Annotated in this window: 3 protein-coding genes (1 of these 3 cut by a window edge); all 3 read right to left on the reverse strand. The window is 69.8% G+C overall.

Annotation, left to right across the window (positions count from 1 at the left end; translation table 11 throughout):
* Positions 1-13,292: the 5' end (the start) of a non-ribosomal peptide synthase/polyketide synthase gene (locus KXC42_RS19635; protein WP_219129430.1), read on the reverse strand. The gene continues 17,269 nt to the left of window position 1, outside the view; the window shows 13,292 of its 30,561 coding nt (coding positions 1-13,292); the start codon lies at positions 13,290-13,292; its stop codon lies off the left edge, out of view.
* A 74-nt stretch (positions 13,293-13,366) separates the two neighbouring features.
* Positions 13,367-14,539, reverse strand: coding sequence for an alkane 1-monooxygenase (locus tag KXC42_RS19640; RefSeq protein WP_064256517.1), 1,173 nt, complete (start codon positions 14,537-14,539; stop codon positions 13,367-13,369).
* Between the two features lie 213 nt (positions 14,540-14,752).
* Positions 14,753-14,956 (reverse strand): cold-shock protein, encoded by a 204-nt coding sequence (locus tag KXC42_RS19645; RefSeq protein WP_006553044.1) that lies wholly within the window; start codon positions 14,954-14,956, stop codon positions 14,753-14,755.
* Positions 14,957-14,998 lie beyond the last annotated feature (42 nt).

Genomic DNA, 14,998 nt, shown 5'->3' on the forward strand with positions numbered 1-14,998 from the left:
GGGTTCGCGACGAACCGCGCTGCCGTGAGTCCCGGCTGCGCGTTGTAGCCGCGCGCGAGACCGGCACCCGCCAGGTACAGCTCTCCGATGACGCCGTCGGGTACGGGATGCAGACGCGTGTCGAGGACGACGGCACCGGCACCTTCGATGGGCGCGCCGATGGTGATGCGATCGCCCGGAGTGAGCGGCGCGGTCTCGGTGATGATGATGGTGGTCTCGGTGGGACCGTAGCTGTTGACGAAACTGCAGACCGGTCCGAACTTCTCGACGAGTTCCGGCGGGCACACGTCGCCGCCGATCACCACGGATCCGAGGTCGGGCAGGTCGTCGGGGGTGACGGTGCCGAGCGCGGCGGGCGCGGTGATGATGTGCGTGATGCGTTCGCGGCGCAGCAGGTCGGTCAGTTCGGCACCGGCGACGATGTGCGGCGGCACGACCACCACGGTGGCACCGGCGGAGAACGCCGAGATCTGCTCGAAGACCGACGCGTCGAAGCTCGACGACGAGAACCGCAGCATCCGCGAGCCGGTGCTCAATCCGAGTTCGGGGCGGTGGTCGGCAGTGAAGGCGTTGAGGCCGCGGTGGGTGACGACGACGCCCTTCGGCGTGCCGGTGGAACCGGACGTGTAGATCATGTACGCCGCCGACTCCGCATTCACCGCGGACGTCACCGGTGCAGAAGAGTAGTCGTCGGCGTCGACGCTCAGCCACGGAACGTGCGACGGTCCGTCGCCGAGCCCGAGGATGGCCCGGGAGTCGGTGAGCAGGTACGCGATACGCGCTGCAGGCAGTGCCGGATCGACGGGCACGAACGCCGCGCCGGTCTTGACCACGGCCCACAGGGCGACGACGGCGTCGAGACTGCGCGGGAACGACAGCGCCACCACGGTTTCCGGCCCGGCACCGTGGTCGATCAGCTTGTGCGCGAGCCGGTTGGACGCGAGGTCGAGTCCGGTGTAGGTGAGCTGCCGTTCGCCGTCCACCACCGCGACACCGTCCGGGTTCGCGGCGACCCCGGCCGCGAGGATTTGCGGGAACGTCCTCTGCGGCAACGGCGCCGGCACCGAGTACGACAGTGCCCGACCGGTCTCGGCGTCCGACAGGAGGGCGATGTCACCCACGGCAGCCGTCGGGTCGGCCGTGCTCGCGTCGAGCAGCTGCACCCACCGCGCGGCGAGATCGACGGCGGTCACTTCGTCGAACAGGTCGGTCGCGTAAGTGAGTTCGGCGGCCAGTCCGCCACTCTCGTCCTCACGCAGCGCGATGTCGATGTCGAACTTGGCGATGGCGAGATCCGCTGTGAGCGGTTCGACCCGCAGCCCGGGCAGTTCGAGCTCGCCGATGCCCTGGTTCTGCAGCGACAACACGACCTGGAACAGCGGCGAGTGACTCTGCGAACGCACCGGATCGACGGCCTCGACCACCTGGTCGAACGGCACGTCGGCATGCGAGAACGCCGCGAGGTCGGTGGTGCGGACCTGCTCGAGGAACTCCGCGAACGACGCCGCGGGATCGATACGGGTGCGCAGCACGAGGGTGTTGACGAACATGCCGACGAGGTCGTCGAGAGCACGATCACCACGACCGGCGACCGGCGTGCCCACCGACACGTCCTCGGTGCTGCCGAGACGCGCGAGCAGCACGGCGAGCGCGGCGTGCAGGACCATGAAGCGGGTCGCGCCGTGGGCGTGCGCGAGACGGTCGACGCGGGCGAGGACCTCGGGGGCGATCCGGAAACCGGTGTTGGCACCCCGGTACGACGCCGCCGCGGGTCGCGGCCGGTCGGCGGGCAGTTCGAGCACGGCCGGGGTGTCGGCGAGGACCGAGGTCCAGTAGTCGAGTTGCTGCGCGATCGGGGCCCGCGGATCCTGCGGGTCGCCGAGCACTGTGCGCTGCCACAGCGCGAAGTCGGCGTACTGCACCGGCAACGGCTCCCAGGACGGCTGTGCGTCGTCGAGGCGCGCGGAGTAGGCGACGAGGACGTCGCGGGCCAGGGGCACGGTCGACGCGCCGTCGGCGCTGATGTGGTGCACGACCACCACGAGCACGTGGGTACGGTCGTTCTCGCGGAACAGCGCGCCGCGGATGGGGACCTCCCGCGTGACGTCGAAGCCGCGTCCCACCACTCGGGCGATCGCGGTGTGCAGTGCGCCGGTGTCGGGGGTGTCGATCGGGGTGAGGTCGAGCGGCACGTCGCCGGTGGCGAGTACGTGCTGCGACGGCCCGTCTTCGTGTTCCGGGAACACCGTGCGCAGTGCTTCGTGCCGGTCGAGCACGTCGCGGACGGCGGCAATGAGGGCGTCGACGTCGAGGTCGCCGTGCAGGCGCACTGCAAGCGGGATGTTGTAGAGCGGCGACGTCGGGTCGAAGCGGTTGAGGAACCACATGCGTTGCTGCGCGTACGACAGCGGCACCCGCGCGGGACGCTCCTGCGGCACGAGCGGCAGCCGCTCCCCCGTGCCGATGTGCGAGCCGGCGGTCTCGGCGAGCGCCTGCACGGTCGATCCCTCGAACACCACGCGCACCGGCACCGTGGTGCCGAGCGCTTCCCCGATGCGGGCCACCAGGCGCGTTGCGATGAGCGAGTTGCCGCCGAGCGCGAAGAAGTCGTCGTCGAGGCCCACGCGTTCGACGCCGAGCAGTTCGGCGACGATCTCGGCCACCGTCTCCTCGACGGGGTTGGTGGGGGCACGGAACTCGCGGGTCACCGGATCGGGAGCGGGCAGCGCCTTACGATCGAGCTTGCCGTTGACCGTGACGGGCACCGTCTCGATCGGCACGATCTGCGAGGGCACCATGTACGACGGCAGGACGTCGGCGACGGCGCTGCGCAGCGCATCGGCATCGACCTCGGCGCCGTTGCAGGGCACGACGTAGCCGACGAGCCGTTCGCCGGTGTGGGCGTCGCGGTAGACGTCCACGACGGCGTGCGCGACGCTGTCCTGACGGCTCAGCACCGCCTCGATCTCGCCGAGTTCGATGCGCAGACCACGCAGCTTGACCTGTGCGTCGCTGCGGCCGGCGAACTCGAGCTCGCCCGACGCGCGTCGGCGCACGAGGTCGCCCGTGCGGTACATGAGCCCACCGGTGAACGGGTTCGCGACGAACCGCGAGGCCGTCATCCCAGGTCGGTCGTGGTAGCCGCGGGCGAGCGCCTGGCCCGCCAGATACAGCTCGCCCAGCACTCCGTCGGGCACCGGCTGCAGGCGTGCGTCGAGCACGACGGCACCGGCGCTCCGGATGGGCCGGCCGATGGTGATGGCTCCGCCCGCGACCAGCGGGTCGGTCATCGTGATGACGATCGTGGTCTCGGTGGGGCCGTAACTGTTGACGAACCGGCAACGCGGCGCGAACCGCTCGACCAGCTCGGGCGGGCACACGTCGCCACCGACCACGACGGCCTCGAGATCCGGCAGCCTCGCCGGGTCGACGCCACCGAGCGCGGCCGGTGCGGTGAGCACGTGGGTGACGTTGTGGCGCAGCAGGAATGTTTCGAGGTCGGCACCGGCGACGATCTCGGGCGGCGCGACCACCATGGTGGCTCCGGCACCGAAGGCGGCGAGGATCTCGAACACCGACGCGTCGAAGCTCGCCGAGGAGAATCGCAGCACCCGCGCCTGCGCGGTGAGCCCGAGTTCGGTGCGGCATTCGGCGGTGAAGGCGTTGAGGCCCCGGTGCGTGACGACGACGCCCTTCGGGGTGCCGGTCGAGCCGGACGTGTAGATCATGTACGCCGCGGCGTCGGGTGCGACGCCGACGTCGAGCGCGGCGGTCGACACCTCGGCGCACCGGTCGACGATGCCGTCGGAATCCAGCGCGAGCCAACGGAAGTCGACGGCCGGAGCGATCCCGCTCATGGTCAGGCCGAAGGCGGCACCCGAGTCCGAGAGCATGAACGCGATGCGGTCGACGGGCAGCTTCACGTCGATCGGCACGAACGCCGCGCCGGTCTTCGCGACCGCCCACACCGCGACCAGCGACTCGATGGTCCGCTCGAAGGCCAGGGCCACCACGGTTTCCGGTCCGGCACCCTCGGTGACGAGGACACGGGCCAGAGCGTTGGAACGCTCGTCGAGGTCGCGGTAGGTGAGCTGTCGTGTCTTGTCCACGGCGGCAACACCGTTCGGCGACGCGGCGACACCGGCCGCGAGGATCTCCGGCAGCGTCCGGATCCGGATCGGTTCCGGTCGGGCCGCGTCGAGTGCCCGGGCGGTTTCGTCGGCGTCGAGATACGGCAGGTCGCCGACGGGGCTGCGCGGGTCGTCGAGCAGCTGCGCCAATATGCGGTTCCAGCGCTCGGTGGTGCGGGCGGCGGTGGACGCGTCGAACAGGTCGGTGGCGTAGGTGAGGGTGCCGGCCAGGGCACCGTTGTCGTCGCGGAGCGTGAACTCCAGGTCGAACTTGGCGATGCCGAAGTCGGGCACGATCGGTTCGACCCGCAACCCGGGCAGTTGGGGGTCGCTGGGGTGCGCTTCCTCGACCGACAGCGCGACCTGGAACAGCGGTGCGCTGTTCTGCGACCGCACGGGGTCGACGGCCTCGACGACCTGCTCGAACGGCACCTGGATGTGGGCGAAGGCGTCGAGGTCGACGTCGCGGACGGTGGCGACGATGTCGTCGAAGCCCGCAGCCGGATCGACAGGGGTCCGCAACACCACTGTGTTGACGAACATACCGATGAGGTTGTCGAGGCGGCGGTGGCCGCGACCGGCGACCGGCGTGCCCACGGACACGTCGTCGGTCGCTCCGAGCCGGGCGAGCAACACGGCGAGCGCGGCGTGCAGCACCATGAACCGGCTCACGCCGTGGGCCTGCGCGTAGGCGTCGAGGCGGCGGACGGTCTCGGGATCGACGGTGAACGGCACCGCGGCGCCCCGGAACGACGAGCTCGCGGGTCGCGGCCGATCGGTGGGCAGTTCGAGCAGCGCCGGTGCGCCGGCGAGTTTCGCGGTCCAGTGGTCGAGTTCGCGCGCGGCGATCTCGGTGGGTTCGCCCGGTGCGCCGAGCAGCTCGCGCATCCACAGTGCGTAGTCGGCGTACTGCAGCGGCAGCGGCTCCCAGAGCGGTGCCCCACCTGTGGCGCGCGCAGAGTAGGCGAGCACGAGATCGGTGGCGAGGACCTGGGTGGACCAGCCGTCGATGGCGATGTGGTGCACGACCATCACGACGACGTGGCTGCCGTCGGCACACTCGAGCAATGTCAGCTCGAGGGACGGTTCGACGGTGATATCGAATCCGCGTGCGGTCAGCGTCCGGATACGTTCGGAAAGGTCGTCTTCCGCGACCGTCTCCGTGCCGGCGACGAGCAGGGGACGATCCCGCAGCGCGTCGTCGACGGAGAGGATGTTCTGGTACGGACCGGCATCGGAGTCCGGGTATGTCGTCCGAAGTGTTTCGTGCCGTTCGAGGATGTCGACGACCGCCGCGCGCAGGGCGTCGAGGTCGAGATCGCCGCGCAGCCGTAGAGCCGCGCCGACGTTGTAGGCGCCGGAGCCGGGGTCGAACCGGTTGACGAACCACATGCGGGTCTGCGCCGGCGACAACGGAATCCGGTCGGGGCGCGGCCCGGCCGTGGGAACGGTCGCCGCGGCACCGGTGCCGCGGGCACGGTCGACGGCGGCGGCGAGGCCTTCGACGGTGGGCTCGTCGAACAGCGCGCGGATGCCGATGGTGGCGTCGAACGTCTCGTTGACGCGGGCGATCAATCGGGTTGCGCCGAGCGAGTTCCCGCCGAGCTGGAAGAAGTTCGACGACGCACCGACCTGCTCGACCTCGAGCAGCTCGCCCATGATGCGGGCGACGGCGGCCTCGGTATCGGTGCGCGGCGCGACGTAGGCGGCGGAGGCGTCGAAGTCCGGTTCCGGCAGGGCCGCCCGGTCGACCTTGCCGTGCGCGGTGACGGGCAGGTCGTCGAGCAGCACGAGCACCGACGGCACCATGTGCCGGGGCACGCGGTCGGCGACGGACGCGAGGACCGCGTTCTCGTCCGGCCGCTCACCGGTGGCGACGGCGTAGGCGGCGAGATAGTCGCCGTGCCGGCCGGTGCGCAGCGTGACGACGGCCTGCGTGATGCCGGGATTCGTGAGCAGGGCGCTCTCGATCTCGCCGAGTTCGACGCGCTGACCGTTGAGCTTGACCTGGAAGTCGGTACGGCCGAGGTATTCGAGTTCGCCGTCGCGGTTCCACCGGACGCGGTCGCCGGTGCGGTACATCCGATCGCCCGAGTTCCCGAAGGCGTTCGCGACGAAGCGGTCGGCGGTGACGGCGGGACCGGCCTGGTAGCCCCGCGCGACCTGCGAGCCCACCACGTACAGCTCACCCGGCACCCCGACGGGCACCGGACGCAGCACCGCGTCGAGGACGAGGAAACGGGTGTTCCACACGGGTCGGCCGAGCGGCACCTGCTCGGCATCGTCGCGGCGCGCGGTGCGGTGCGCGACCTGCACCATCGCGGTGCGGTGCGCGACCTGCACCGTCGTCTCCGTCGGGCCGTAGAGGTTGTGGACCTCGGCGCCGAGGACTTCGCGGACGCGGGCGGCGGTGGACGCCCGGAGTGCTTCACCGCCGGAGAACACCGCGCGCAGCGACGAGGCGTCGATGCCCGCGTGCTGTACCTCGGCGACGAACAGGTCGAGCACCGACGGCACGAACTGCGCGACGGTGACGCGTTCGCGGTGGACGACCGACGCGAGGTAGGCGGGGTCGGCGTGCCCGTCGCGGTCGGCGACCACCAGCCGCGCCCCGCTCTGCAGCGGAAGGAACAACTCCCACACCGACGCGTCGAAGGTGAAGGGTGTCTTGTAGAGCACCGTGTCGGCGGCGTCCGGCGCGAAGGCCGCGCGCATCCACGCGAGCTGGTTGTGCAGGGCGCCGTGCGTCACCGCGACACCCTTGGGCCGGCCCGTCGAGCCGGACGTGAACAGCACGTAGGCGAGGTTGCCGGGGCGGAGTGCGGGTCGTTCGTCGTCGGTCAGCGGGTCGCCGGCGTACCCGTCGACGTCGGACACATCGAGCACGCGCAGGCCGGCGGGCAGGCTGTCGCGGGTCTCCTCGGTCGCGAGCACGAGCTGCGGCGAGGCGGTGGTGAGGACGTGGGCGGTGCGCTGGGCGGGCTGGTCGGGATCGACCGGCACGTACGCTCCACCGGCGGCGAGCACGGCGTAGATCGCGACCAGCTGGTCGTAGGAGCGCGGAACAGCCACGGCGACGCGCGTTTCCGCAGCGACACCCTCGGCCAGGAGCCGACGGGCGAGACGGCGCACGTCGGACGCGAACTCGGCGTAGGTCGACGCCGATCCGTCGACGACGACGGCCGGCGCATCGGGTGTCCGCGCGACCTGCTGCTCGAACAACGCGACGACATCTCCGGCGGGCACGGGGTGCGCGGTGTGGTTCCAGGACTCGAGGACCCGTTCGCGTTCGCCGGGCAGGAACACGTCGACGGCGCCGACGGCATCGTCGGGGCGCTCGGCGACGAACTTCAGGATCTGTGTGAAGCGGCGGGCGAGGTCGTCGACGGTCGCGGCGTCGAAGACGTCGGTGCGGTAGCGCAGGCTCAACCGCAGGTGGGGTTCGAGCAACGCCATGAGCGAGAGCGGGTAATGCGTGGCGTCGCGGGCGTCGACGTCGGTGACGCGCATGCCGGCGATGTCGGTGTTCTCGTCGAATCCGGCGCGGTCGACGGGATACGACTCGAAGACGGTGAGCGTGTCGAAGAGGGTGCCGGTGCCGATGCGGTCCTGGATGGCGCCGAGGCCGACGAACTGCTGGTCGAGCAGGGCGGTCTGTTCACCCTGCAGGCGCAGCACGAGGTCGGCGACCGACTCGGTCTCGTCGATCCGCACCCGCACGGGCAGGGTGTTGATGAACAGGCCGAGCATGTTCTCGACGTCGGGCAGGTCGGCGGGCCGCCCGGAGACGGTTGCGCCGAACACCGCGTCGCGGGTACCCCAGTGCCGGGCGAGCAGCAGGCCCCAGGCGGTCTGGACGATGGTGTTGAGCGTCGCGCCGGTGCGTCGCGAGAGCCGTGCGAGGGCGTCGATGTCGTCGGCGTCGAGGTCGATGTGGATCTGGGCGGGTGCGTCGTCGACGGCGTCGGTGGCTCCGGGTGCGACCAGCGTGGGTTCGTCGAGGTCGGCGAACGCCTCGGCCCACGCGTCGAGGGCGCGGTCGGTGTCCTGCCGGTCGAGCCAGGTCAGGTAGTCGCGGTAGGACGCGGGGGTGGGCAGCGCCGCCTGACCGCCGGCGGCGTAGCCGACGAGGAGTTCGCGCACGAGCAGCGGCATCGACCAGCCGTCGAGCACGATGTGGTGGTTGGTGAGGGCGAGGACGGCGCGCTGCTCGGGGAGCCGGACGAGTACGGCGCGCAACAGCGGTGGGTGCGCGAGGTCGAAGCGGGCGAAGCGTTCGCTGTCGAGGAGCGTCTGCAGGTCGTGCTGCGGGTCGGACGATCCGGTGAGATCGGCCTGGCGCCACGGCATCTCGACGTGATCCAGGACGAGCTGGACCGGGCTGCCGGAACCGTCGTGCACGAAGGCCGTGCGCAGGGCGGCGTGTCGTGCGAGCAACGATGCGAACGCTGCCTGCCAGCGACCGGCATCGACTTCCCCTGCGAGGTCGAGACGCAGCTGTGCCGTGTAGACGTCGACCGCGTCGACGGACAGCGCGGCGTGGAAGGCCAGACCGGTCTGCAGCGGCGAGAGCGGCCAGATGTCGACGAGGCGACCGAAGCGGTTCTCCCACTGCTCGATCTGCTGCTGGCGGGTGTGCACGAGCGGCACGTCGGACGGGGTGAGACCACCGGCGTCGGGTCGCTGCGTGTGGGCGGCCAGGCCGACGAGTGCGTCCTTCCACCGTTCGGCGAGCGCGCCGACCGTCTCGGCGGAGATCACCCGCGGCACATAGGTGAACGACGCGGTGAGGTGCGCACCGTCGGGGCCGTCGACGACCATCGCGTTGATGTCGACGGCGACCGATGCGGCCACCCGTGATGCGCGGTTGGGGTCGAGGGCGAGATCGAGCGGCACCCAGCCGATCTCACGGATCTCGTCGGCGATGTGGCCGGAGGTGAGACGGCCGAGATAGTTGAACGACACCTGCGCGGTGGGCAGGGCGGCGAGGACCGGCGATGCCTCCGGATCGAGGTGGCGCAGGATGCCGTATCCCACGCCGTTGTTCGGGACGGCGGCGAGACGTTCCTTGACGGCCTTGATCGCGGTGGCGCTCGCGCGTCCTCCGGCGGCGGCGTCGGCGGGGTCGAGGTCGTCGGCGAGGTCGAGGCGCACGGGATACGCGCTGGTGAACCAGCCGACGGTGCGGGCAAGGTCGACGGTGCCGGTGGCGTCGAGGTCGCGGCCGTGTCCTTCGAGGGTGAGCAGCAACGAACGCTGCCCGTCCTGGGCGGCGGCGAGCGCGAGGGCGGTGAGCAGACCGTCGGCGGTGCCGCTGCCGTACAGCTCGGGCAGTCGGGTGAGCACCGCGTCGGTCACACTCGGGTCGAGATCGACCCGGACGGTCGCGGTGGTCGCCAGGATGTCGATCTCCGGGTCGAGCGACGCGACTGCGGCGAGCGGTGCTGCACCACCGAGGGTTTCGGTCCAGTGGTCGAGTTCACCGACGTAGTCGCGGGCGGTGTCGTGCAGGGCGTGCGCCCAGCGGCGGTAGGAGGTACCCACCTCGGGCAGCGACGGTGTCTGTCCTGCCGCGACCTGCATCCAGGCCTGGCCGAGGTCGGGCAGCAGTACCCGCCACGACACGCCGTCGACCACCAGGTGGTGTGCGACGAGCAGCAGGCGCCCCTGCCCGACCGGCTCGGCGACGTCGAACCACACGGCACGCAGCACGAGACCGGATTCCGGATCGAGATCCTGTGCGGCAGCGTCGCATTCACGGTCGACGAGAGAATCGGATTCGGTAGCGTCGGCGACCGGGACGCGGGTGATCCACGCATCGAGGTCCGGCAGTTCGGCGTGCGTCCGCCACTGCCCGTCGCGCAGCGTGGACCGCAGGATGTCGTGCCGGGCGACGACGGCAGCGAGCGCGGCCCGCAGATCGTCGTAGGTCAGATCCGCGGGGGTGGAGACGAGGACGGCCTGCGCGAAGGTGGAATAGTCACCACGCCCGAGCATCTCGTGCACGATCGGCGTGATCGGGATGTCGCCCACTCCCCCGCCGGGCAGTTCGTCGAGGACGAGGGCGGTGGGCACGGCGGCGGCGACCCGCGCGAGCGCCGCGATCGTCTTGTGTTCGAAGATCTGCCGGGCGGTGATGTGCAGTCCGGCGGCCTTGGCGCGGGCGGCGAACTGCATCGCGACGATGCTGTCGGCGCCGAGGGCGAACAGCGAGTCGTCGACACCGATGCGTTCGACGTCGAGCAGTCCGGCGGCGACCTCGACGAGGAGGCGTTCGGAGTCGGTTTCGGGGGCACGGAATTCTGCGGTGGCGAACTGCGGTGCGGGGAGCGCGGCGCGGTCGAGTTTGCCGGCGGGAGTCACCGGGATCTCGGTGAGTTCGACGACGGCCGCGGGCACCATGTGCGCCGGGAGAACGCGGGCGACACCGTCGAGCAGTCCCTGCATGTCGAAGGTCGCGGCGGATTCCATACGTACGTACGACACGGGGACGACGGAACTGCCGCTGTCGTGCACGACGGTCGTCGCGAAGTCGACGCCGTCCTGGTCGAGCAGGGCGGTGTCGATCTCGCCCAGTTCGATGCGGAATCCGCGGATCTTCACCTGGAAGTCGGAGCGGCCCACGAAGTCGAGTTGGTGATCGGGCGTCCACCGCACCTCGTCGCCGGTGCGGTACAGGCGCGTGCCGGGTTCGAAGGGGTTGGCCACGAATCGATCCGCGGTCTGCCCGGGACGGCGGTGGTAGCCGCGCGCCAAAGCCGGTCCGCCGAGATACAACTCGCCGACGAATCCGACGGGCACCGGTCGCAGGCGACGGTCGAGCACCACGGCGACGACACCGTCGAGGGGACGGCCGATGGTGATCGGGTCGCCGGGTGCCAGGGGGTCTCCGGCGGTGACGACGATGGTGGTCTCGGTGGGGCCGTAGCTGTTGGTGAACCGGCAGGTGGGAGCGAAGCGTTCGACGAGGTCGGCGGTGCACACGTCGCCGCCGACGACGACGGCCTCGAGATCGGGCAGGCCCGCGGGGTCGACGGTGTTGAGGACGGTGGGCGCCGAGACGATGTGCGTGACCCGGTGGGCGCGCAGGACGTCGACGAGTTCGTTGCCGCCGAGAACGTGCGGCGGCGCCACGACCATGGCCGCTCCGGCGCTGAAGGCCTGCAGCATCTCGAAGATCGACGCGTCGAAGCTCGCCGAGGAGAACCGCAGCATCCGCGAGTCGGTGCCGAGCGCGAGTTCGGGGCGGGTGTCGGCGGCGAAGGTCGCGAGCCCGCGATGGGTGACGACCACGCCCTTCGGGGTTCCGGTGGAGCCCGAGGTGTAGATCATGTACGCCGGGTTCTCCGGCACGGCCGGCGAGCGCACGACCTCGACGTCGATATCCGAGGGGAGCGGGTCGTCCACGGCGATCCAGCGGGGCCCGGACGGCAGGTCTGTGATCCGGCTCTGCACGGTGAGTCCGAGCTGTGCACCGGAATCATCGACCATGTAGGCGATCCGGTCGGCCGGGAGCGCCGGATCGATCGGGACGAAGGCCGCGCCGGTCTTCACCACCGCCCACACCGCGATCAGCGCATCGGCGCCGCGGTCCATGCTCAGTGCCACGAAGGTCTCGGGGGCGGCCCGGGCGTCGACGAGCTGTGCGGCGAGACGTGTAGAAAGATCGTCGAGTTCGCGGTAGGTGACCTGCCGGTCGCCGTCGATGATCGCGACGCCGTCGGGATTGCGGCGCACACCGTCGGCGAGGAAGTCGGCGAACAGCCGCACGGGCTGGGCGGGCAGTCCTCGATACGGGACGAGGCTCTCGTATTCGTCGTCGTGCAGGACCGTCAGTGTGCCGATGGTGCGGTCGGAGTCGGCGAGTTCGCCGAGATACTCGACGAATCGTGTGTGGTGCGAGCGCAGTTCGCCGACGGTGTACAGGTGGGGGTTGGCCTCGAGGTCGATGTGGGCGGGCTGCCCCGGCGCGCTCGGGTAGATGTTGAGCGAGAGGTCGTCGACCGGGCCGGTGCTCAGCACGTGCCGGCGGCCGACCGAATCGCCGTAGCGGATCTCGTGGTCGAACATCATGACGTTGACCGCGGGCCCGAAGAATCCGCGGTCGGCGCTGCCGTAGCCGGTGTCGCGGCGCATGTCCTCGTGCCGGTACCGCTGGTGACGCAGTGCCCCGGTGAATTCGAGCTGCATCCGGTCGATCAGATCGTCGCGGCTACCGTCCGGTTCGACACCGACGCGGATCGGGACGACGTTGGAGACCATGCCGCCGGAGCGACGCAGGCGGACGGTGGTGCGCGCCGAGACCGGGAGGCTGAGGACCACGTCGGTCTCACCGGTGACGCGGGCGAGGAAGGCCGCGAAGGCCGCTGCGACCACGGTCGCGAAGGTCGTGGTCTTCTCGCGCTCGGCGATCATCCGGTCGATCGCGGCCTCGACACGTTCGGGCAGGGGCGCACTGAACCGGACCGGGTGCGGGCCGACGGGCGCGGCGCGACCGGCGAGGCTGATGGGGTGCGGCAGGTCGCGGATGCGGTCGGCCCAGTAGGCGCGGTCGCTCTCGAACCGGGCCGAGTCGCGGTAGCTCTGTTCGTCCTCGACGATCTCCGGCAGCGGACTGACGTCGAAGCGGGCGGGTTCGCGCTGCTGTACCGCGGCGCTGTAACGCTCGGCGGTGCGGGTGTCGAAGGTGGTCGCCCCGTAGCCGTCGAGGGCGATGTGGTGGATCCGGGTGTAGACGAAATGGCGGTCGTCGGCGATTCGCAGGACCGCGCAGACGATCAGCCGGTCCTCGAGCATGTCGAGGGGCGTGCGGTACTCGGCGCGCATCCAGGCGATGGCCGCTGCTTCGGGATCGTCCTCGTCGCGCAGGTCGAGAATCGTGGCGCGGTCCTCGAGGTCGTGGTCGATGACCTGACGGGGGTGGCCGTCGACCTCGAAGATGCGGAGCATGCCGGTGCCCAGTTCGCGGGCGGTGGCGGCGCCGGCGTCGGCGAAGATCTCGGGATCGAATTCGCCTCGGACGTCGACGTACTGGGCGATGGTCAGTGGAATGTCGCCGAGCAGATGCTGGGCGAACCAGATCCCGCGTTGGGCCGACGAGAGCGGGAAACCGTCGCCGGCCTCCCCGAACTGCGACGATGCAGGCACATACTGCTGTTCCACTTATCTCCCCGGGCGCGCATGATCCGCACGGGTGTGCGCATCACAGAAACGGCGCGGTCTCCCCGACACGGCGCCTAACTGCGACCACCGTATCGTGCCTGAATCGCATTTCGTTTCTCAGGCTCAATATTGATTCGCGAGAAATCGTGACTGTAGTGCTCGAGCAGTCGCGGGTCCATGATGCGCCGCCACAGCGGCGGGAACAGAGCCAGGATGATCAATACCGCGTAACCGGCGGGTAGCTGCGGCGCCTGCGGCATCGACCGCAGGGTCTGGTAGCGGCGCAGCGGATTGGCGTGATGGTCGCTGTGCCGTTGCAGGTTGTAGAGGAACAGGTTGGAGCACACGTGGTTGCTGTTCCAGCTGTGCTGGGGCTGCACGCGTTCGTAGCTGCCGTCCGGGCGCTTCTCGCGCAGCAGCCCGTAGTGCTCGAGATAGTTGGCGCCTTCGAGGAACATGATCGCCATGACGGCCTGGACGACGAGCCACGGGGCGATCGACCAGCCGAACACGGCGATGAGCACCGCGTAGAGGACGACGCTCAGCGCCCATGCGTTGAGGATGTCGTTGTGCCGCAGATTCCAGAACGACGTGCCGCGACGTTCGAGCCGGCCCTTCTCGTAACGGATCGCGGAACGGAGGCTGCCGAACACCGAACGGGGCAGGAAGCGCCAGTAGCTCTCTCCCATGCGGGCGGTGGCCGGGTCCTCCGGGGTCGCCACACGGGCGTGGTGCCCCCGATTGTGTTCGACGTAGAAGTGGCCGTAGAACGACTGGGCGAGCGCGATCTTCGCGAGGCGCCGCTCGATGGTGGTGCGCTTGTGTCCGAGTTCGTGCGCCGCGTTGATGCCGACACCGCCGACGATGCCGAGTGTGGCGGCCATCGCGAATCGTTCGGCGCCGCCCATGGGCTGCGACACCCACATCCAGCACCCGAATGTCAGGCCCGCGTATTGCAGTGGGAGATAGAGATAGGTGCAGTAGCGGTAGTACCGGTCGTTCTCGAGCGTCCGCATCACGCTCTCGGGCGGATTGCTCGTGTCCAGCCTCGCGAACGCGTCGACCAACGGGCAGACGACGGCGATGACCAGTGCACCGGTGGCCCAGAAGACGCCGAGGTGGAGGTATTCGACGAGGAAGTAGGCGATGAAGGGGCTCAGGGGGACGACGAGTCCGTACAGCCAGAGGCGTTTCTTGGGGTCGGTCCATCGATCGTGTGTCGCACTGCGAGGAGTAGCCGAATCCACAAACACCAATCCCCCAGGAAGGAAAAACCGTCCGGTACGAATCCCCACGCACCGGAGAAAACAAACTGTTACCCCACGAACCGGATATACCTTACAAGCAGTACTTACCGACGGGTAGGCCTACGCCTCCCGGCTGTGACAGAGAGCACACGACGACGGCGCCGCACCGGAAGTGCGACGCCGTCGAACGCGGAATTCTCGAAAGAGTGCGACCTAGATGGCGCGCACACCCTGAGCCTGCGGGCCTTTCTGCCCCTGGCCGATCTCGAACTCGACTCGTGCCCCCTCGTCCAGGGTCTTGAAGCCCGAACCCTGGATCTCGGAGTAATGGACGAAAACGTCTGCTCCCCCACCATCCTGCTCGATGAAGCCGAAGCCCTTTTCCGCGTTGAACCACTTGACAGTGCCCTGCGCCATACCACTTGCTCCTTGCATTCCCCCACGTCACCCCGACGTGAG

This window comes from Rhodococcus sp. LW-XY12, from assembly GCF_019317345.1.
GTDB classification, from domain to species: Bacteria; Actinomycetota; Actinomycetes; order Mycobacteriales; family Mycobacteriaceae; genus Rhodococcus; species Rhodococcus pyridinivorans.